Annotated in this window: 15 protein-coding genes and 1 tRNA gene; 8 read left to right on the forward strand and 8 right to left on the reverse strand. The window is 42.3% G+C overall.

Annotated elements, in window-relative coordinates:
- Positions 1-108: 108 nt before the first annotated feature.
- The gene (locus ACS8FC_RS09520; RefSeq protein ID WP_439296603.1) at positions 109-810 is read right to left on the reverse strand and encodes a phosphoribosylanthranilate isomerase; all 702 of its coding nucleotides are present in this window, start codon (positions 808-810) and stop codon (positions 109-111) included.
- A 171-nt stretch (positions 811-981) separates the two neighbouring features.
- On the opposite strand from ACS8FC_RS09520, the gene ACS8FC_RS09525 reads away from it, so the two are divergent.
- On the forward strand, positions 982-2601 hold the full coding sequence (locus tag ACS8FC_RS09525; RefSeq protein WP_439296566.1) for a cryptochrome/photolyase family protein: 1620 nt from the start codon (positions 982-984) through the stop codon (positions 2599-2601).
- Positions 2602-2609: 8 nt separating this feature from the next.
- Here the strand turns inward: ACS8FC_RS09525 and ACS8FC_RS09530 are convergent, their stop codons facing one another.
- Entirely contained in the window at positions 2610-3371 is a 762-nt protein-coding gene (locus ACS8FC_RS09530) for a DUF4230 domain-containing protein (RefSeq protein ID WP_439263237.1), read from the reverse strand.
- Positions 3372-3915: 544 nt separating this feature from the next.
- Here ACS8FC_RS09530 and ACS8FC_RS09535 point away from each other — a divergent pair.
- Entirely contained in the window at positions 3916-5640 is a 1725-nt protein-coding gene (locus tag ACS8FC_RS09535; protein ID WP_439296567.1) for a proline--tRNA ligase, read from the forward strand.
- A gap of 119 nt (positions 5641-5759) precedes the next feature.
- Here ACS8FC_RS09535 and queF read toward each other — a convergent pair whose 3' ends face one another.
- The 4 genes from queF to ACS8FC_RS09555 form a co-directional block, all read right to left on the reverse strand.
- Positions 5760-6644 (reverse strand): NADPH-dependent 7-cyano-7-deazaguanine reductase QueF, encoded by an 885-nt coding sequence (gene queF, locus ACS8FC_RS09540; protein ID WP_439263235.1) that lies wholly within the window; start codon positions 6642-6644, stop codon positions 5760-5762.
- Positions 6645-6749: 105 nt separating this feature from the next.
- Positions 6750-7523, reverse strand: coding sequence for an ABC transporter permease (locus tag ACS8FC_RS09545; protein WP_439263331.1), 774 nt, complete (start codon positions 7521-7523; stop codon positions 6750-6752).
- A 29-nt stretch (positions 7524-7552) separates the two neighbouring features.
- The gene (locus tag ACS8FC_RS09550; RefSeq protein WP_299221560.1) at positions 7553-8515 is read right to left on the reverse strand and encodes an ABC transporter ATP-binding protein; all 963 of its coding nucleotides are present in this window, start codon (positions 8513-8515) and stop codon (positions 7553-7555) included.
- Positions 8516-8743: 228 nt separating this feature from the next.
- On the reverse strand, positions 8744-9424 hold the full coding sequence (locus tag ACS8FC_RS09555) for a c-type cytochrome (protein ID WP_439296568.1): 681 nt from the start codon (positions 9422-9424) through the stop codon (positions 8744-8746).
- A gap of 379 nt (positions 9425-9803) precedes the next feature.
- On the opposite strand from ACS8FC_RS09555, the gene ACS8FC_RS09560 reads away from it, so the two are divergent.
- The 5 genes from ACS8FC_RS09560 (at position 9804) to ACS8FC_RS09580 (ending at position 15713) form a co-directional block, all read left to right on the forward strand.
- Positions 9804-9880 (forward strand) — tRNA-Arg (locus ACS8FC_RS09560).
- A 164-nt stretch (positions 9881-10044) separates the two neighbouring features.
- A complete protein-coding gene (locus ACS8FC_RS09565; protein ID WP_439296569.1) occupies positions 10045-11502 on the forward strand; it encodes a tyrosine-type recombinase/integrase in 1458 nt (485 codons plus the stop codon).
- A 218-nt stretch (positions 11503-11720) separates the two neighbouring features.
- Complete coding sequence (locus ACS8FC_RS09570) at positions 11721-12779, forward strand: hypothetical protein (RefSeq protein WP_439296570.1); 1059 nt, start codon at positions 11721-11723, stop codon at positions 12777-12779.
- 132 nt (positions 12780-12911) lie between these two features.
- Positions 12912-13190: a helix-turn-helix transcriptional regulator gene (locus ACS8FC_RS09575; protein ID WP_439296571.1), complete on the forward strand. Its 279-nt coding sequence runs from the start codon at positions 12912-12914 to the stop codon at positions 13188-13190.
- Positions 13191-13193: 3 nt separating this feature from the next.
- Positions 13194-15713 (forward strand): DUF927 domain-containing protein, encoded by a 2520-nt coding sequence (locus ACS8FC_RS09580; RefSeq protein ID WP_439296572.1) that lies wholly within the window; start codon positions 13194-13196, stop codon positions 15711-15713.
- Positions 15714-16813: 1100 nt separating this feature from the next.
- Here ACS8FC_RS09580 and ACS8FC_RS09585 read toward each other — a convergent pair.
- Entirely contained in the window at positions 16814-18022 is a 1209-nt protein-coding gene (locus ACS8FC_RS09585; protein WP_439296573.1) for a hypothetical protein, read from the reverse strand.
- Positions 18023-18050: 28 nt separating this feature from the next.
- Positions 18051-21344, reverse strand: coding sequence for a type I restriction endonuclease subunit R (locus ACS8FC_RS09590; protein ID WP_439296574.1), 3294 nt, complete (start codon positions 21342-21344; stop codon positions 18051-18053).
- A 153-nt stretch (positions 21345-21497) separates the two neighbouring features.
- Here ACS8FC_RS09590 and ACS8FC_RS09595 point away from each other — a divergent pair, with 153 nt between their 5' ends.
- Positions 21498-22148: a hypothetical protein gene (locus tag ACS8FC_RS09595; protein ID WP_439296575.1), complete on the forward strand. Its 651-nt coding sequence runs from the start codon at positions 21498-21500 to the stop codon at positions 22146-22148.
- The last annotated feature ends 156 nt before the right edge of the window (positions 22149-22304 follow it).

Below are 22304 nucleotides of genomic sequence, written 5' to 3' on the forward strand. Positions count from 1 at the left end.
AAAGAAGATAATAAAAGGGATAACAATCTAATAAGATTTAAGCAGAAAAATCGGAATAACGATTAACTAAGCAGAGTATGTATAGCAAACAACTTGATACAAACCCACTTAAATGGCGCCAGTGACCGTAGCGTTTTGCCATCGATCGCGCTTGACCGCTTTCATAAAGGCACGCATTTTGGCAGCATCTTTTTTACCTTTATCGATCTCGATACCACCACTCACATCGACACCATAAATAGGCAAATCTAATGTAGCGGCCACATTATCGGCATCAAGTCCACCAGCCAACACAATCGGCAGTGCGCTGTCATGTGGAATGAGGTTCCAGTCAAAACGTGCGCCTGTACCGCCATACTTATGCTGATGGTAGGCATCTAATAAGATGCTACTCGCCCCTGCTGCTGCAAATTCGTCAATCTGAGCACTGACACTAGCAGCACTATCCGTATCAGCATTAACGCGCAATGCTCTGATCCAGCGCTTATTGACCGTACTTGCCAGCTGCTCACACTGCTCAGGCGTTTCATCGCCATGGAACTGGATAATATCAAAAGAGACGTCATTTGCTAAATTGATCAGCTCATCTTTGGACATATTGACTACCAATGCCACCACGCTGACAAAAGCAGGTACAGCAGCGCTCAGAATTTGCGCTTGCTCTATTGTGACCGCGCGGGGGCTTGGTGGATAAAACACCAAACCCACTGCGTCTGCACCTAATTGTGCCGCAGTCTGTATATCATTAAGCTGAGTAAACCCGCAAAACTTAACGTGCATTTTGTGACCTTGCGTTTCATGGTGCTGAATATGACACCGATTATAGCGGTATCAGACAGGTTCAGGCTAAAGTTAAATCGTTAGATGTGATGAGGTTTTGTTAACCAAACGGCAAAGCCATTGCATCCAAAAACTTATCCTAGCATACTTTTATCCTTAGTTTCGTTTACGATTGCGATTGATTGATATAGGGATACCTTGATGTCTAAGACTGCACAGACAGCGGCGAATAATACTAATACTGACGACAATGCTACTAGCAAAAATCCACCGCATTACTTGATGTGGTTTCGTCGTGACCTTCGTATCCATGACAATACCGCTCTAGCAGCGCTGTGCGAACGTGCAAAGGAAGAAAACGCCTCGGTGTCTGCCGTATTCTTTTTGACGCCTGAGCAGTGGCAAGAACATGATACGTCCCTTGTGCAAGTCGACCATATTGCCCGCACGCTACCTATCCTAGCAAAGGACCTGCAGTCGCAACTGAACATCACTTTAACCGTGCAAATCTGTCCAAGCTTTACTGACTGTATAGAAACGCTCACAACCTTATGCAAAGATAATGAAATCAGTTGCATCATGGCCAATCATGAGTACGAAGGCAATGAGATTGATCGTGATGAGCAATTGAGTAAGCAACTTGCAAAAGATAATATCGAGTTCGTCCGCTGGCATGACCAATGCATTTTGCCACCGCAAAGCATTACGACCAATGATGGCGACAGCATGTATAAAGTCTTTACGCCATTTTATAAGAAATGGCGACATACGTTAGACGTTAGTACCATTCAAATGCATGAAGCACCCGCAGTGGATAGCGACTATAAAATCAAACTAAAATCATCGCAAACGTTTGCCAATACAGTCGATGATATCGAAGCACTAAGTAAAAAAATGCTCAGTGACTACAAGCAAACACTAGAAAAGAACAAGTCATTACAACATATCAATATGACAGCCCAGATTGACCAGGCAAGAGACGCTTATCCTGCTGGTGAAGATGCTGCTTGTCAGCGTTTAAAAGAATTTGTCGCTAATGATATAAATAACTATGATGTCAGCCGTGATGTCCCCCATTTACATGCAACCAGTCAGCTATCGGCTTATCTTACTATAGGGTCTATCAGTCCTAGATTTTGCTATCTACAAGCAAGTAAAGCACAAGAAAAGCTACACGGTAATGATGGCGATAATGAAGACATCAATCGCTGGATAAGCGAGCTTGCATGGCGAGATTTTTATCGTCATGTACTAGTGGACAAACCAGCACTTGTCTGTCACAAGGCTTATAAAGAAGAAACAGATAACAAGATCAATTGGTCATACGATAGCGATGATTTTGAGACATGGTGCACTGGTAAAACAGGCGTACCATTAGTCGATGCAGCGATGCGCTGCTTAAATGCGACGGGGTTTATGCACAATCGACTGCGCATGGTCACCGCCATGTTTTTGACCAAAGACTTGCTGATTGATTGGCGCTTAGGAGAGCGCTACTTTATGCAGCAGCTCATTGACGGGGATTTTGCGTCCAATAACGGCGGTTGGCAGTGGAGCGCGTCAACAGGCACCGACTCAGCGCCCTACTTTCGTATTATGAATCCCTTTAGCCAAGCCAATACGCATGACTCTAAAGCATTGTTTATTAAAACTTGGCTACCAGAGTTAGAAGATATTCCTACTAGCATCTTGCATAGCGAAGACAAGATGCGCAAAGAATTGGCAAAAGGTGGCAAGTTTGCCGATATTGACTACCCTGCGCCGATGGTCGAGCATAAATCGGCACGCAAGCTGGCTATTGCCGAATTCAAAAAAGAATAAATATTAGCTTAGCTATTGGTAGTGACTGGCAGTCGGCAAGCCCCTGCTCCTTGTGTGGTCACAGTCACCACTGCGCCAGTCATCGCAAACAATTGTTGCAGCTGCATTTGGGCATTTTTTAGCGCCATATTCATCACATCACCTCGGCACGCACGCTCCAGCACTTCTTTTTTTGCCATTGTCTGTGCTTGCGCGAGTATCTTAGGATCAACCTGCATCAAACCAAAAGCACCTGTTTGCCAGTCATAGATTTCCAAGTCGTCTAGATACACTGAAAATATCTCTGATGGCGGTAAGGTAATGTTGATTTGCGGCATCATCGCGGTATTATTGTCGCTCGCCGTCTGTGCTTCATCTTCACCTACGTTAGACTCTTCAAGCTGTACGACTTGTACCATCTCAGGCGTCAACGCGCTCAAATCTATACCCGCATCTACCCGACCACGAGCAATAAACAAGCCTTTTTGCTCATCTTGCCAAAGTTTCATCCAGCTGCCCTGTCGCTCACTGGTAATCACTGTATCCACGCTAAAAGCTACGGTCTGCAACCGATTTAACTGTTGAATCTGCGTCACCACACCTTCACGAGTGACGGTTTCAATCGGTTCTTCTACCGTCCGCTCATTAATAGTATAAACAGCAAAAGCTAAGGCCGTAAAACTAATAATTAACAATATCCATGTCGCTATTCCAGTAGGCTGTTTTGGTTTAGGGCGCTTACTAATATTGTCGCGAGCATTACTAGGTGTACGATTATCAGAAGTTGTCATATGCGCTACCTTTTATATTGTTAACGGCACTCAAAAGACGTTATTTACAAATGCTAAATTAAGCACGGCTCTATAGCATAAATGACGCTTTTCAAAATGACTTCAAGTATTAGCTACTAATCTTCTACACAATTGCTTAGTCCACAATTTTACAAACTCAACCGCTTTTAGACTTACTACAATTCTCACCGACGACGAATACTAAAACTATCAGATATTTGCTTCATTTTTTGTCCTATATTGAAGTTTGTATAGCGTTCTATTGTAAAAGACAAAAAGTCATTGCGTATGAGGCAAACTTTACCTAACATAGTCTGATTGCATCGATGAAATGTCAACGTATATAGACTACCTGACATTAGCCTGTTTTTAGATAGGTTTTGAACAAAAAGCTTGACTATAAATTGCTAATTTATACACTGTCACGTCGATCAAATCATTAGTTATATCAGGTTATATATTAAAGGCAAGCTTGTAGCAGCTATCTAACGCTCAGCGCCTTATTTATTATTTATTTTATCGTTGATAAGGTTCCGCTTTATTTATGAAAGCCAGTCAATTCTTGTTCGCCACTCTAAAAGAGACCCCAAGTGACGCCGATATCGCTTCAAGCCAATTGATGGTGCGTGCCGGCCTTATTCGTAAAATTGCTTCTGGATTATATATCTGGCTGCCTATGGGGCTACGCATTTTACAAAAAGTTGAGCGTATCGTCCGTGAAGAGATGCAAAATATTGGGGCTCAAGAGGTTCTTATGCCCATGACCCAGCCAGCTGAGTTATGGGAAACTACTGGTCGCTTCGACGACTATGGACCAGAGCTATTGCGCTTCAAAGATCGTCACGATCGTGATTTCGTGCTTGGCCCAACGCACGAAGAGGTCATCACTAACCTTGCACAAGGTGAACTGCGTAGTTACAAACAGCTGCCAATCACCTTTTTTCAGATTCAAGGCAAGTTCCGTGATGAGATTCGTCCCCGCTTTGGCGTGATGCGTGCGCGCGAATTTACTATGAAAGATGCTTACTCGTTCCATGTCGATCAAGTTTCGCTCGCTAAGACTTATCATGATATGTATGAGGCTTATACGCGTATCTTTACCCGCTTAGGCTTAGACTTCCGTGCGGTACAGGCAGATACAGGCTCTATCGGTGGCTTTGCCTCGCATGAGTTCCATGTGCTAGCCGATAGTGGCGAAGATGATATCGCTTTTTCTGATTCCTCAGACTATGCTGCCAACGTTGAGCTTGCCGAATCTATATCATTCAATATGGCTGAACGCCAACCGCCAAAGCAAGAGCGCGAAGACGTGCTCACCGAAGGCATGACCACTTGTAAGATGGTCGCTGAACACTTGGATATCCCGCTTGCCGATACGGTTAAAACCTTAATCGTTCATGGTCATAAAGAAGATGATACACCGCAGCTCATCGCTGTCGTACTACGTGGTGATCATCAGTTGAACACTATCAAAGCTGAGAAAATCGAAGAAGCCAACGTGCCACTAACTTTGGCCTCTGATGAAGAGCTCAAAGCAGCGGGTCTACACAAAGGCTTTATCGGTGTTGATTTGGATATGCCAGTCTTTGTCGATCGCTCGGCGGCGACCTTGTCAGACTTTGTGACAGGTGCTAATAAAGTAGATAAACATACCGTCGGCATGAACTGGGCACGTGATGCACGTATCACACGCATTGTAGATGTGCGTAATGTGCAAGAAGGAGACCCCTCTCCTGATGGCAAAGGCACACTAAAAATCAAACGCGGTATCGAAGTTGGTCATATTTTTCAATTGGGTGACAAGTACTCCCAAGCGATGAATGCTACCGTATCTGGTGAAGATGGTAAGCCAGTTACCCTTATGATGGGTTGCTATGGTATTGGCGTTAGTCGTATCATCGCTGCTGCCATCGAGCAGAACAACGATGAGAACGGTATCATGTGGCCAAAAACGCCATCAGTTGATGACTCAATTGCACCTTTTGAAGTGGCCATCATTCCGATGAAGTCGAAAGAAGAAACCGTCATGCAAACGGCAACAGCTCTGTATGACGAATTAAAGGCTCAAGGCATTAATGTGTTACTTGATGACCGCAACGAGCGCCCTGGGGTCAAATTTGCCGATCTTGAGCTAATTGGTATCCCGCATCGTATCGTGGTCTCGGACCGTAACTTGGCTGAAGGTAAGTACGAATATGTCAATCGCCGCGAGACAGAAAAGCAAATGCTAAGCCGCGAAGAAGTTATGGCAAAAGTAAGTAGCAAGTAGTTTTTCTGATAAAAAATGTACTAAAAAAAGTGCCTATTTCACTTGATGAAATAGGCGCTTTTTTTATTTTATAGTAGGTCGGCTATATAATCTAAATTATACAAAACCAACCCTATCAATTACTGACGAATCAAACGACTTGGTTTAGGTAATAAACCTATGTCACTGACGCGGCAAGGATTGATATCGATACCACCGCGGCGCGTATACCAAGCACGAACCATCAGCTCTCTTGGTTTATAACATTCACTCAAATCAGCGAATATCTGTTCGACACATTGCTCATGGAAGCCATTGTGCTGACGGAAGCTCAATATATAACGCAGCATATTCGCATTATTAAAAAATTTGTCAGTAGTAATCGATACAGACAGAGTTCCCCAATCTGGTTGATTGGTCACCGGACAATTACTACGCAGTAGATTAGAATAAAAGGTATACGGCTGAGTACCATCACTTGCCACGCTTTCACTGCTCGCTTCTACTTCGTTTTCACTCAGCAATGACGCATCAGGATGTTCAGTTAATGCAACTTTGTCCATGTTGCCTGCTAGTGCTTCATCAATGCAAACACCATCAGGCCGAGAAATCAACAAACCTGTCGTTTTATCATCCAAACCACCCTCTAAGCCAAACAACTCAACCTGTACTTCAGCTTGCACGCATGCTGATAAATCTTTAGCAATCAACGCTTGTACGTCGTTCCAGCTGGCAAATTCGGTAAAGTTAATGCTGTTTAGGTACAATTTAAGTGATTTTGATTCGACAATGAATGGTGAGCTGGCAGGAATACCAAAGCGGGCGATGGCAACTTGAGAGATACCTTGCAGGTTTAACCAAGACATCTCAAAAGCATGCCACCAATCTACACCAACTGCCAACTTATCATCATGCCAGCCAATTGCATCACGTCCCATACGACGAGCAATGGGATATAGTGTCTCTGGACTATACTCAGTTGGGTAGTCGGTGGTTTGTTCACCTAAAATACCGTGAATACTCATTTAACTTCCTGATATTAAACCGTTAATAATTTATGTCCAAGATGACAATGTACCAAAATAACAATCACGCTATCTTTTAAAGTGCCACTTTTTAGATAATAAGGTTTACAAGCGCACGCGCGATCCATTACTGAGTAAGCGATAGGCAATGGTATAAAATATCGCGCAGAATACAAAAATCGCGACCATCGAATACCAAACATTGACATCTGAATATCCCAAAATACCGTAGCGGAACGAGTTCACCATATAAACGATGGGATTTAATAACGAAACGTTTTGCCAAAATGGAGACAAATTCTCCATCGAATAAAACACACCGCCAAGATAAGTAAGCGGAGTCAATACAAAGCTTGGAATGATAGAGATATCATCAAACGAGCGCGCGAATACGGCGTTGATAAAACCACCAAGCGAAAACAAAATGGATGTACCCAATACCGTAAATATCGTCACGAATAAATGCTCAATACCAAGGTCTGTAAAAAACAACGCCACTATCGAGACAATAATACCGATTGCCAGTCCGCGAAAGATACCACCGCTAATATAACCCATCAAAATAGAGTGCTTAGAGACGGGTGAAACGAGTAGCTCCTCAATACTAGCCGTAAATTTGGCACTAAAAAAGCTTGAGACGACGTTAGAGTAGCTATTGGTAATAATCGACATCATAATCAGACCGGGAACGATAAACTGCATATACGGCACACCGCCCATCTCCCCCACGCGCGAGCCAATCATCTTACCAAAAATGACAAAATACAGGCTCATTGTGATAACTGGCGGCAACAATGTCTGAGGCCAAATGCGTAAAATTCGGCGTACCTCTTTTAACCATATGGTACGAAAAGAAATCCACTTTTTGCTCCATGACATTGCTTTATTATGATCTAAGGCTTCTTGACTCATAACCCTGCCTCCTTCATGCTGTCTGCACTTTGAATATTTTTGTCAACTAAGCGCATAAACAACTCTTCTAAGCGGTTGGCTTTAGTACGCATACTAGCGACAGTGATGCCTTGATCGGACAATTGACTAAAGACATTGTTTAATGACTCACCTTCAGTGAGCGTAACTTCAATTGTCTGATCATCTGGTTGTGTTATACCCGTTACATCTATTAATTTTAATTCACGAGTAAGCGGCGTATCCAAATCGAGTACAAAGGTTTCAACTGACAACTGCGCCAATAGGTTTTTCATTTCTGTGTTAATGCGGATTTCACCATGATCTAAAATTGCAATGCGCTTACACAACTGCTCAGCTTCTTCAAGATAATGCGTAGTCAAAATGATGGTCGTATTTTCTTCAATATTAATCTGCTGCATAAATTCCCACATAGAGCGGCGCAGCTCAATATCTACCCCAGCAGTCGGCTCATCAAGAATCAACAGTTTTGGTTTATGAATGAGTGCTCGTGCGATCATCAAACGGCGTTTCATACCGCCTGATAGCTCGCGCGACTTATTGTCACGCTTGTCCCATAAGCCAAGCGCCGTCAACAGTCGTTTCGCCCGTGGTCGTGCTTCCTTAGCTGGGATACCAAAGTAACCGGCCTGAGTAATTAAAATATCTTGTACTTTTTCAAACTGGTTAAAATTGAATTCTTGCGGTACCACACCAAGATATTGCTTTGCAACGGAGGGGTCGGTTAAAAGGTCAGTACCAAAGATATTGACGCTACCAGTTGTTGGTTTAAATAAGGAGCTAATAATGCCAATCATCGTTGACTTGCCCGCACCGTTTGGTCCAAGCAAAGCAAAAAACCCACCTTGTGGCACCGTTAGGCTGACATCTTTTAGGGCCGAAAACCCATTATCATAGGTTTTGGATAGATTTTGGATAGAAAGCGCTGGTACCTCAGACATGAATACCTCTTTATAAATTTATAAAATAAACGTTGTAATGCCTTAATGTGAGGTTGCTATAAGTAGATTTCAACTATAGCAATATATAACGACATTATTGATCTCATCTTTCGTCAATCATAAAAAAACGTCTATCTCAATCAGCGAAATAGACGTTTTACAATCTTATATAAGACATATCAAGGCGGTAATTACAAAACCACTCTTTGTCGCGTATACCTACGCAGACTAGCTGGCTTCCCCTACCATATAATCCACAGCATTTTGGACTTCTTCATCAGGAATATCGGCCCCACCTTTAGCAGGCATAGCATTAAAGCCATTAATAGCATGTGTATATAAAGTATCTGTACCTTTTGCTATACGTGGCCCCCAAGCACCTGCATCACCTAGTATAGGTGAACCAAGCAGTCCTGATGCATGGCAAGTCTGACATACTGCGTTATATACCGCTTTACCATCACGAGGGCCATCGCCAGCTGCTGGACCAGAAGAACGGGCTGTCACATCACAAACCTCATCGTCTTCAAAACAGACTTTAGCAACTGGTTGAATACGGGCTATCAGATTGGGATATAAAGCAATGAGCTTTTGCACTTGCGGTGTATCCTCAGGAATCGGCTCTTCATTAGCCGCAGGAGCTGCTTGCGCTGTTTCTTCTGTTGCTGCGCCCTCTTCAGTCGTAGCATCTGCAGGTAGAGCACCATCAACAGGAGCAGTATCGCTTGTAGTATTAGCGGCAGCTTGTGGCTCGTCACCTAGCTGTTGAGGCGCATCTTCAACCACTTCTTGCGCTTCTGCTACGTCAGATACCGTTACAGATGTATCTGCAACGTCTTCAGCTTGGCTCACTGCGATACTAGCGATTCCTAGAATGGCAGCTGCCGATAACATAACTACTTTTCTCATTCGTCACGTTCTCTTATTTACGTATACAAGTGCTGGCACGACTTGGACATTCTGTCTATCTTCCTTTGACAGTATCTAGTTATCAATGGCAAACAACCATTCCAAAGGCAAGCGTACTTGTAATCGGTGATTATGAATATAAATTTTCCCTAACATTATAAGGGAAAAGGTATACCAATTGCCATGCCTGTTTGCTGACTATCTTACTATTTATTAAATAATCTTCAGAGCTCGTTTCATTTATTGGCTTTACTACTTTTATTTGTTAGACTAAGCGGTCTTTATTTTTCGACGACTTATACTGCAAGTTTACTTCATGCATGCAGTTTTATACATGCAGTGACTTGACTCGTTTTACATAGCAGTCAATTCATCATATGCGCTCGTAGCTCAGTTGGATAGAGTATCGGTTTCCGAAGCCGAGGGTCGTGGGTTCGATTCCCGCCGAGCGCACCAATCATCGTATTATAGCCTTCCCTAGCATTACCTAAAACCTCTACAACCCTTTAATAGCAATATATTAAGTCTTTTAATATTACTTGTCATTACCTAGTAGCACCTATAAAATGTTGTTAAATTTGTTGTTAAAACATTTAACGTCTTTTACGGCTGCTATGAATATGAGAAAAGATCATCTATTAACTGACAATCGCGTGAAGTCCATAGCTAACCAGTCAGCACCTGACAAAGTCACCCGTCACAGTGATGGTAATAGCTTATATCTGATACAACACCCCAACGGCTCACTATTTTGGCAAATGTCGTACCGCTATCAATCGGATAAAGATATTAAGCCTAAACAAAAAACCTACCAAATTGGTATCTATAAATCATCAAAGCAAGTGATCGATTCATCATTCAAGCCGCAAGTATCGCTAAAGCAAGCGCGTATCGAACGTAATAAAGCAAAAGTATTATTGGCTGACGGTATCGACCCCACCGAACACAAAAGCATTGAGAAGAACAACTTTGAACAAAAGGACTTATTTAAAGTCATTGCTAAAAGCTATCTTGATGAAAAATCTAAGACCACAGCCAAGAATGTGCAAAAGCTGCAAGGATTTTTAAATAACCATATCTTAAAGCACTTAGGCACGTACCCTATTGGGGCTATCACCGCGCAAGATATCATTAAGACAGGACTTGCCATTCAAGCCAGCTTTGAGCAGCAAGGCAAACATACCTCAGAAACCGCGCATAAGTGTATGGGACTGATTAGCTCCATCTTTGAGTATGCTATCAATACGCTAGGCTATGATATAACTAATATCGCCACTGGACGCAATAAGGCACTCAGACCGCACAAAGCCGAACGCATGAGGGCGGTAGAGCAGCACCAATTCCCCGACCTACTCCGCAATATTGATCAGTACATTAACAACCACCCAAACGCCCACGTACAGACCGTAGCAGGGTTACAGCTGATGACGCTGTGTTTTGTACGTACTAAAGAGCTTAGATACTTTGAGTGGTCAGAGATTGATTATCATAAAAGCGTATGGCGCATACCAGCCGCTAAGATGAAAATGCGCCAAGACCATATTATCCCGCTATCCCCGCAAGCTATGGCAATCATCGAACGTATGCGCCCCTTAACAGAGCAGACAGGCTATGTGTTCTATAACTTTGAGTCGAACAAGACCTATAGTGAAGCGTGGTTCAATCAAGCATTACAGCGCATGGGCTATACAGGCGATCCCTACCCTAAAATGACAGGTCACGGCTTTAGGCAGCTTGCTAGCACGGGTCTGTATGAGCTGCAATTTTCTGAAAGTTTGATTGAGATACAACTCGCCCACTTAGAACAATCGAGCGTGAGAAGACGCTACGACTTATCAGAGCATTTAGCTGAGCGCCAAATGATGATGAACCGCTGGGCAAACCATTTAGATGATCTACGCGCTGGCAAGGCAGTGAGCTTCGACTTACTGACCCCTGAACAAGTCGCTAAAGAAATGAATAGTCGCAACGAGCAAGCCACCGATATAGCGCTGCATGACAAAGACATATTGATAAAGAGCTTACAGGCACAAAGCGCATCAAAAGAGGTACTAGCCAAACTTGCCGAGCAGCTTTAACAACACCTTTTAACAACATGAGGCGCCAGCTTCTAGCTGTAAAAATATAAATATATGTCAAAACGGCACTGCCAGAACTGACAAAACCGAACATGATAGCGTCAATCGTTGTCATAACCAATTGCAAGGCTAGGACTAATTACCCGAACGATAGCAACCGCACCCTTAGCTGTCAGCGCCTTGCTCCTATTTTGTTTTAGGGGTGTAAGGGTGCGAATATGAGTAACGATGATATAGCTTTAAGTTTTGACACAGCAGAATATTATAGCTTGCAAGAGGCTAGTGAATACTTAAATAGAAAGTATAAAACTGATAGCGTTACACCCAAAAAGTTACTCAAAAGAATTTACGAGTTTGATTTAGATGCCTATATATATGGGAAAGGTTTCTTTTTATTAGGAACTCATTATTTAGACGGCTCAGATATACTCGATAGTTTAAATGAAGGAAATGAAGACTTTGAGGTTTATGCTAATCATATAGACTCTTATCTAATTTACTGTGACTTCTTGCCTTCAGTTCATTGTGAAACACTTGGTTTATTTATTAGGATAAGTAAGAGAGTAAAAGGTCAACTTCTATTTTTAAACCGGGCTGAAATTAATGATAAATGGGAAGATATCGAAGGATTGTTATCACACGATAAACTTAACGCTGACCCTAGTAATGTAGAAAAATTTCTCAGACCTCGGAATATACCTAGAAATTATAATGATGAAGACTATGACTTTAGTCAAATTAAAGTAATTCGAAGCTGTTACTCACCAATTCTACCGAAAGAACATATTGATGAATTCGGAATTGAAAAAGCATTAAAAAGAATAAACTTGAACGTATTAGAACATTATCATTTCGACGATTACCAAATTGAAGGTTATGAAGGTTCTAATCATTTTTATAATAACAAAGATACGATTGTATTAAACCTAGAAGTGAAACGTGATGAAATTCTAATCTTACACAGAGATTTAGAAAAACTAGAAAACTATATTATTAAACACCAAAAGCCTATAGAAAAATCTGAATCGGAATTTAAAAGGAGAGGCGTTAGCCCAAAACTATTAAAAGCAAAACTAGTTGCTGATGCCCATGCGCAATATTTATGGTCAAAAGACCATGATAAAAAAATTCGAATTGGTGAAATGTGTGAATTAATATGGAATTATTTAGTCGATACAGATTATCGAGACATGCTTCCTGACAAGAAAGAGTCTTTAAAAAGCTGGTTGAGCTTTATACCTAAACACGCTAGCGAATCAGGTAGACCGTCATCATAAATATATACTAACTTAGGTTAATCTATATAAGCCTAGGTTGCGGGAATTTTCTTATAAACCCCCACCCCTTAACATTCACTTCATAGCAGGGCATTACCGCCCATTCCTTTAACCGCTATGGAGTGAATTATTATGACCTTAGTCGATCAATATTTAAGAATGACAGACCTTGCCAATCAACCTGAGCGTAAAGCCAAGACTTATACTACCCGTTCAGGACAACAGCGCACTGTCACAGCCAAATCCGCTAAACGCGGTATTACTGGTTTTAGCGCTAAGCACATCTACCATCTAATTAATGAAGGCAAATTCCCAGCACCCGTAAAAATCGGACGGGCTAGTTTATGGCGCTTGTCTGATATCAATCAGTGGTTAGAAAGTCATATTACTACTAAAAATAGTGAGGTATAAATTATGACTACTTCAAAACAAAATAATGGCCAAGAAAAAGCCCGTGCTGTAAACACGGGCGTTGATACTATCTTGCAAGGCTATAAACCAAGCACAAGGGAGCAGCTGGCAGGCGATCCTTTGTTAATCAAACTCAATGACATGCTAGAACCTGAACGGCTGTTATTCGTTACAGGTGACACTACTATATATTATGGTGAGCAAATTGGCAAAACCGAACCGACAGCCAATACCATAGGCTTAGCATTGACCGACAAACAAGGCGTTATAGTAGGCGCAGTGTTCTACACACCAAACAGCAAAGCAAAGCCCATTGTCATTGATCCTACAGGTTATGGCGCTATCGTCATTGGTGAGCCAAACAAAGCCAATGAGATGATAGCTTTTAATGATCTAGATGATGGTATCGAGGTTTACAGCTACCTGATGGGCAGTGATAAAACAATCATTGTTAGCCCTCAAAAAACTAGGCAGTGTTTTAAGCAGATGGTGCAGCACTGGAGTAGCGGATCACAAATAACTGTACCGATGACACTTGATGACAAGGGATTAATAAACCTATTGGCAGGTGTAAAGGCGCAAGCATTGGTTACGGTGGCTCATATCGTCACCATGCTACAAGATGACAGCTATGAGGTGATATTGGCAGACAGTGACACCCAGCTAATCAATTTACAAGATACTGCCTACTATCCTGAATGGCGAGATGATCCCCAGCTGAATGAACCGATGATCTATAGAGATGGACGTTTTGAGCTTTATCACGATGGACTGTTTTTCGTGAAGTATAACGATGATGATCCAGCAAACATTACTTTCAAGTCTAAGGCATTTGTTTGTTCACCGATTGAGATTATCGCCAAGACACGGGACACAGGCAGCACCACATGGGGGCGGTTATTACAGTGGCGCGATGATGACAGCGTATTGCATACATGGTCCATGCCGTTATCACTACTGCAAGGCGATGCAAGGGAATACCGCCGTGAGCTGGCTAGTCAAGGCTTGAACATTACCACCAACCCCAAACAGCGCAGCTACTTAGACACTTACATTCAAGACTACCCTATTCACAAACGGGCGTTATGCGTGGATAAACTAGGCTGGCATGGTGAGCAATATATATTACATGACAGAACCATAGGCAGCGATGGTAAGCAGCTTATCGTCTATCAGTCTGCAAACAGCATTAACAGCACATTAGATCAGCAAGGAGAGCTAGCACAGTGGCGTGATGAGTTATGCAAACCACTGGCAGAACAAAGCCGTTTTGTGTTCTCTATTGCTTGCGCGTTTGCAGGTCAATTACTAGAGCTATTAGGCAGTGATGGGGGCGGTTTTCATATTATAGGCTCAAGCACTATGGGTAAGTCGTTATCGCTTAAAGTAGCGTCTAGTGTATGGGGCAAGCCTGAAAGCTATACTAAGACATGGCGCAGCACTGATAACGCACTAGAGGGCACAGCAAGCGAGTACAACGACAGCTTTTTACCACTCGATGAAGTCAGTGAGGGCAACCCAACAATATTAGGCAATATTATTTATATGTTGGGTAATGGTACAGGTAAAGGCAGAAGTACCACCACTGGACATAACCGCATAGCCAAAACATGGCGCATTATCTTTTTATCAACTGGTGAAAAGACGATACAGCAAGAAATGGCGCAAGTAGGGAAAAAGACTAATGCAGGGGTGGAAGTTCGAGTCGCGCATATAGACGCTGATGCTGGTGCTGGCAATGATTTAAGAATGTTTGATAGTTTGGTACTGGCAGACACGGGCGCAGCGCAAGCGGATAAAATCAATGAGCTATCACAAACTTACTATGGATCAGCTGGCATAGCGTGGCTAGAACATATCACCACTGACAAGGCAGCGACCACAGCCACCGCTAAACAGCTTGTAGATGACTTTATGAGTAAGTATAGCGACCTTGCACCGCAAGCGCATAGAGTGGCTAAACGGTTCGCTATCGTGGCAACAGCTGGTGAAATGGCAACCCGTGCAGGTATAACAGGTTGGCAAGCAGAACAAGCAACCACAGCCGTAATGACATGCTTAGGTAATTGGCTTGATAACTACGGGCGTGATGGTGAGCATGAGCAACGCCAAATCATAGAGCATATTAAGTCATTTATTGAACAGCATGGATCAAGTCGCTTTCAGCCTTGCTATAGAAATACTCGCTTAGACTTTGAGGAGAAAACCCCCAACCGCGTAGGCTATCGCAATATGGACACAGGGGACTATTACTTTTCCAAAGAAACTTTTAACAGCGTATGTGCGCCTTTTAGCAAAAAGAAAGTCTTAGAAGTGTTAAAGGAAGCGAACTTGTTGCTACTCAATCAAAGTGACCGTAAAACCTACAAAGCGCCTGATACTTTATTTAGTGGCAAGCAACGTCCATCTGTTTATGCGGTTACTGCTAACATACTTTCTTATGACCCTATGGAAAAGAGCGGGACAGACGGGACGAACGGGACAGACTATATGCAGCAAGGAATTACGCCGTCCCATTGCTAAAAAACGTAACGGGACGAACGGGACAGGGTTTTACATTTTAGCTTTTCTGTCCCACTTGTCCCTTTGTGAAAAACGATAACGGGACGGCTGAAAACTAATAAGTACGGGGGATGTCCCGTCTGTCCCGCTTGTCCCATGCAAAAAACTCAAGTACAGCAAAAATAATTAAAGGTAGGCGTTTATCGTCTGCCTTTTATCTTAATGAGAATGTACTTGTGAACATGCAATATTGTATTAAGAGATAAATTTATTGAGAAGCAGACCCTAATCCAAACTTGGATTACCCCTCTTAACAGCCTTTACTTACTATCTTCGACCCTATAAATCAGGAAGCAAGACCGTGGAAGCAAGAAGTGAATTTTTTGAAATATTGGGTTCACGGCAATCGCTTAGTATGCAGTAGATACAGCGGAATCAAAGAAGAAAAATGGAAGCAAGAGGAAGCAGGAAAAAAGGATTTAATTACCTAAATATATATTACTTACAATGGGAGCTACCCTAGGATTGCCGAAGACTTAACATTCTGAGAAATGTATGACCATAAGATATGATCCATCATAGTTATAGAAGGTTCTGATGTTTATCTATTCTGTACACTAATAAAATAACCGACTCAAGTAAATCTATCTCTGATAAAGTCTGGACGATTCAATCTACAATAGAACTGGAATCAAAACCATGGAATTAAGAAGATTTGGAATCAAAAAACGTATTCTTTAAAATATTGGAATCACGGCAATCGCTTGTCTTGTAATGGATACAGCGTAATCAGAGGAGAAAAAAGGAATCAAGAGGAAGCAGAAATTGGTAATCGGGTTATCTCTTTAATTCTTGAGATTTTTTTCAGTTAACTAGAAATTTTTTCTAAAATTCACGTTTTGGGGGGAGATTCAACTTTTATTACTCGTTAATATAATGGTTATAGGCAGTAAGTAACTGGCTATACAAACTAAATCTTTAACGGAGTAATAACTATGAAAGTTTATATGAATAATGGCGGTCAAGGTGCAGGCTGGCCAAGCCAGACAGGTAATCCATCAGGTGGTGGACGAGATAATAATCCGCCGAGTAAATAATAGTCTTAATTGATGGCACGAAAATCAAGTCATGCGTTCAATACATGTGGCTTGTTTTTTTAAATAATCTGGCCACTCAGTACGTTCTACTTTTAAGCCTTCACTTACCTTAGACTCATAATATGCAGTCATAGACTCCCACAAGTCGTAATAATCATAATGGATAATGCATCTTCGTTTATTATGCTTTTTATTTTGCTTATCTGTTTTCTCAAATGTGTTCTGGAAAAAGGCATAGACAAACCAGATGATGGCTTCAGCACTAGGCGGTAGTCCTTTCAGGTCATCAATATCTTCAGTCTTTATGTGCTTAACAAATGATTGTTGCCAGTTAATCAACACTTCATTCGGTTCATCCTTTGCAGAATCCTTCATACCAACTAACCAAAAGACGTCTTCAAGACTGAGCCAATTACGTTTACTATCGCGCTCACTTTTTTTATAGATAAACTCATCTAGCTTACCCTCCTCATCTTCTACCCTCCAGTCAATCTTGCCTCGAATACCATATAGACTTGTAGGCATTGTGCCATGCTTTTGAAAATACAAGACCGTAAGTAATAAATGAATAAAAGAGCGCGAAGTGCAAGTAAACGGGCTACCATTTTTATTGATTAAGTTATATTTTTTACTCGTTGAGTCATAATGCCACTTATCTGGATTTAGCTTCTGCATAAATAACCAGCCTAAACTAATAGGTTTAATAACCTTTGAATAGGCCGCATGGTGAATACATGCATCCAGATGAGCAATAAAACTCAAAACCAAATATAAATAGAACTCCTCTACTGGCATATCGACGTTGAGAGCGTCATCCTCGTAATTGAATGTATCAGACAAATAGGTTTTGAAATTTATAATAAGTTGATCATTAAGCTTTAGGTTTAGACACGAGTCTACGACCTTAGCATGCTCAAGTAAGTAGGTAGATGTTTCAGCACCAAGCATACGTACCAATGACTCATATGGATGTTCAGATAGCTCTCCATCCTCTAAGCTTATATCTTCTGGTTTAACACTTCCTTTTTCCTGCGTCGTAGCTAAATTATCAAATATATTCGCAATCTGTACCTTCTGCTTTTTAGGTATCTTAGAAAGCCCTTTTGTCAGCTTTCTCAATAAAATTTTGCCTTCAGGTAAACCTTTCATCAACAAATGGGTTGGCAGCATACTCACGTTATAACGTAGCTGTTCCTCTTCAGTATCATAAAGATTGATATTCTTATCCGTCATGCCATGTAACCTATATTATCTGTATAACCTAGCCTGAAACCTCATTACCCAACTTCGTATCAAGCATCAGTCGAATAAACTTCTTAAACTGATCAGGATTAGACAATAAGTGCATAGTCATGCCCTCATACGCCTCTTGGCTCTCAAATAACGCATCCATCGCCGCATCAGGATAACCACCCAGCATAATCTGATCGGTACTGTTATTACTAAACTGCTTTACCACGATCTCATTTTCAGTCACTTTATCCCAAATCGTATTTTGGAAGTTGATCATGTCTTTATCGGTAAAGTCCTCGCCTGCAAACACTTCATTTAATCGATTAATGACCTTTGATAACAGCTCTTCTTTCTGATCCTTTGGCTTTGCTGTACCGCTACCACCGCCAGCTTCTAACTCACCACTACCCTCCTGTAGCTTTAGATCCTGCTGGTGCAGCTTTGAGACGCGGTAATGACTCATAGCGATGTTGGTTAGATCAATATCATCTTCATTGTCCACACTTTCGCGTAATAATGGCCGCAGGTTACGGGCGTATAAGCTCAGCTTTTCCAACTCTTTATCGTCATAGTCCACGATTTGCGACATAAACTCATATTGACGGGTAAATGTACCTAAGTCCTTTTTAAAGATCTCTAACGCATCTTGATCAGCCTTAAAACCTTTATAGTCATTCTCGGCATTGGTCATCAGTACCACATTGCCAGTATCTTTAGTTTGCTCAAGTATCATCTTGGCGTGCTGGGCTTGCTCGCGTGCTAGCTTATAGCGCTTCTGCCAACGCTCAACCGCTGGTTTGCAGATGTTACTAATGGCAGCGTTAGACTTATTCTTGCTGTAGAAAGCATCAACGAACTGCTCGACCTCATGCCATAAGAAGATACCACTGGCGCGTAGCTTCTCATACAGATCATACACCTGATCAGGATCAGACACATCCACTAAGGTTGCGGTCTCATAGTATGGCTGGAAGGCATCAAGAATATCTTCAGGATCATTAAAGAAGTCGAGCACAAAGGTACCGCTCTCTGCTTTGCCCTTATAGGTACGATTCAGCCGTGAGAGGGTCTGTACGCAGTCCACGCCTGTCAGCTTCTTATCGACGTACATGGCGCATAGTTTGGGCTGGTCAAAGCCTGTCTGGAACTTATTGGCCACCAGCATCACTTGATAATCATCAGTGTCAAAGGCTTTACGCATATCACGGCCTTTGAGACCGATATTCATATTATGCTCAGTAAATTTTTCGCCAAGTAATGCGCCGCTATCAGGATCATTATCGTTAAAGGTCACTTCACCTGAGAAGGCGACCATGGCATTGATACCGCGGTAACTGTAATCACTGATATATTTATCAAAGGCCAGCTTGTAGCGTACCGCTTCTTTACGTGAACCTGTCACGACCATGGCTTTGGCTTGGCCGCCGAGTAAGCCTTTTATGTTGTCGTTAAAGTGCTCAATGATGATCTTAACTTTCTGCGCGATATTGTGCTCGTGCAGTCGCACCCAGTTATTCAGCTTAATCTTCGCGCGGCGGGCATCGACTTCATCGTCATCGCTAGCCAGCTTTTGGGTGAGCTGATACATCACTTTGTAGTTGGTGTAGTTCTTCAGTACATCTAAGATAAAGCCTTCTTCAATGGCTTGGCGCATAGAATAGACATGATAAGCGGCTGGCAGGTTATCGCTAGCGGCGGGCAAGTCAGGATTGGGCAGACGGCCAAACAGCTCGATGGTTTTTGGCTTAGGCGTGGCGGTAAAGGCGTAATAGCTTAGATTCGGACTGCTACGGCGCGCGGCAAGCGTGGCGTCCAAAACATCCTCACTAGAGAGCGGCTTATCCTCATCTGTATTACTCTCTATATCGCCTGAGACCAGCACTTCTTTGAGCTGACGTGCGGTAGAGCCTGTCTGTGATGAGTGCGCTTCATCGGCGATAATGGCGTAGCGGCGTGATTTTAAGACGCTAGAGTCTTCAATGGCTTTAAGCACAAACGGAAAGGTCTGAATAGTGACGATAATAATCGGCTGGGAGTTGACCAGTGCTTCGGCAAGCTGCTCAGACTTTGAGCCGTCACCTTCTTTACGGTTAATTTTGCCAACTACGCCATCAGCATGTTCAAACTGATAAATAGTATCTTGTAGTTGGTCGTCCAGTACAGTGCGATCGGTAATCACAATGACCGAGTCAAACTGCTTATCGCCGTCACTGTTGTATAAGGTGGATAGCTGGTGCGCTGTCCATGCGATAGAGTTAGACTTACCCGAGCCAGCACTATGCTGAATCAAATACTTTTGACCTGCGCCCTCAGTAATGGCCGCATCGACCAGCTTGGTCACCACATCCCACTGATGATAGCGCGGGAACATCATGGTCTCACGTTTGGACTTGCGCCCGATTGCGTCCTCTTCCTCTTCGATCTGCAAGTGCATAAAGTGGCCGAGAATGGCCAATAGATTATCTGGCGTCAGCACTTCATTCCATAGGTAATCTGTGGCATAGCGATTGGGATCGGCTGGCACGTCATTACCCGCACCGCCCTCGCTGGTGCCTTTGTTAAAGGGTAAGAAGTAAGTACTGTCACCTGCCAGCTTCGTGGTCATATAGACCTCATACTGACTGACGGCAAAATGCACCAATGCGCCGCGTTTAAACGTCAGCAGTGGCTCAGGTTTTTTAGTATCAGGGTCTTTTGGCAGGCGTGTCTTCTTGTACTGAGTAATGGCATTTTGTACCGCTTGCTTAAACTCGGACTTTAGCTCCATCGTGGTGACGGGCAAGCCATTAACGAATAGCACGATATCGATACGGTTACGCTTAGCGACTTTGCCGTTAGTGTCAGCGCCGTCTTTAAGGCTGGTATGAGGGCTATACACCACTTCAGGCACCACACGGCAGATATTGGCCTTATAGCGTGCCATGGTCTCAGGGTTGAGGCTATGCTCAGGTTTGAACTGACATAAGCTAAAACGTGCGTTACGAATCTTAAGCCCATGACGCAATACACCTAAGGTGCCATAAGTGCGCGAGGCTCTATCGGTGGCGTGCGCGTCTGCCTTATTAAGCTGCTTAACTAGGGCTTCGATAAAGTGACGCTCTGAGTCGATAGGAAAGGTACGGCAGAACTTCTCCCATTCCTGCGGCTGGGTGGTCTGCACAAAGTCTAGTACGTCTTGCTCATATAGCGCAGTCTCAGCCGTATAGTCGCTAGGACTGCCTAATTGCCAGCCGTGCGCCTGCATCTGATTGACAATATCGGCTTGGAAGACAGATTCGTAGGTGACGTTGTGTGCGTTAGTAGCAGTGCTGGTCTGAGTCATAGTGTTATTCTTATTAGTGATTTGATTTATTTGCTTAGGGGGTATTTTATGCACCCTAAAGCTATAATAGTTCCTGCTGTATCTTGCAAACCGAAATCTTATTGGTCATTATTAATCTATACTTTGAAATTATACTTATGTAAAGAGAGTTTTATGAGCCAGTACATAGTTCAATCACTACCTGAATATAAAGGCATAAAGCCTAGAATGTTCCCTAATCCACATAAACTTTCAGATAAACGTATGATATTTCATGCTGACTTGAATAAAATCATTACTTTCTGGAGGTTTCAAACAGGGTGCATACCTTCATTTATCGATAAGAATGAAATGCATACTGGCATGAACCCGAAAGAAAAAAAAGAATTCAATCAATTCAGCCTTTGGGAATTTATACGTTCTATATTTCGTAGAACACGCCTAAAAAAGTACGAAATAACTGAGATCAAAAAAGATTTTCATAAAAAGTATAAAGCAGGCGAAGAGTTCAAAAACTCAACTCAATACACTGACAGACATATTTGGTTGTATCACGATCATAACTCTAGTAAAGACCCAACTCCTATGATGATGCCTGTGATTGGCTTTAATAAATCTGACAGTTCTAAAGGATTCGAGATAACAACTCTTATCAATGATAATGAATTGAAAGTTTTCGACTCATCTGAATTTAATATTGATTTTGAAAACGGGCGTCATAGAACTAGATTCTTGGAATTTATTGGTGCTAAAGATATTTATGTGATAATTGAAAAAGAACAGTTTGAGTGGTTCAATGAGCATTGTGCTTATAAATCAGAATAACTTTAAAAACTTGCTAACTTAACAATACTCAAACTTATCACCTTGCAGTTGCGATTTAGCCCCATTATCAAAGCTAAACAATACCATTTTAAGAGTTTATGTATGCTTATGCTGTAGCTTATATCTTTCAAACCTAAATAGTGAATTAGTGTGATG

Source organism: Psychrobacter sp. 1Y4, from assembly GCF_051847555.1.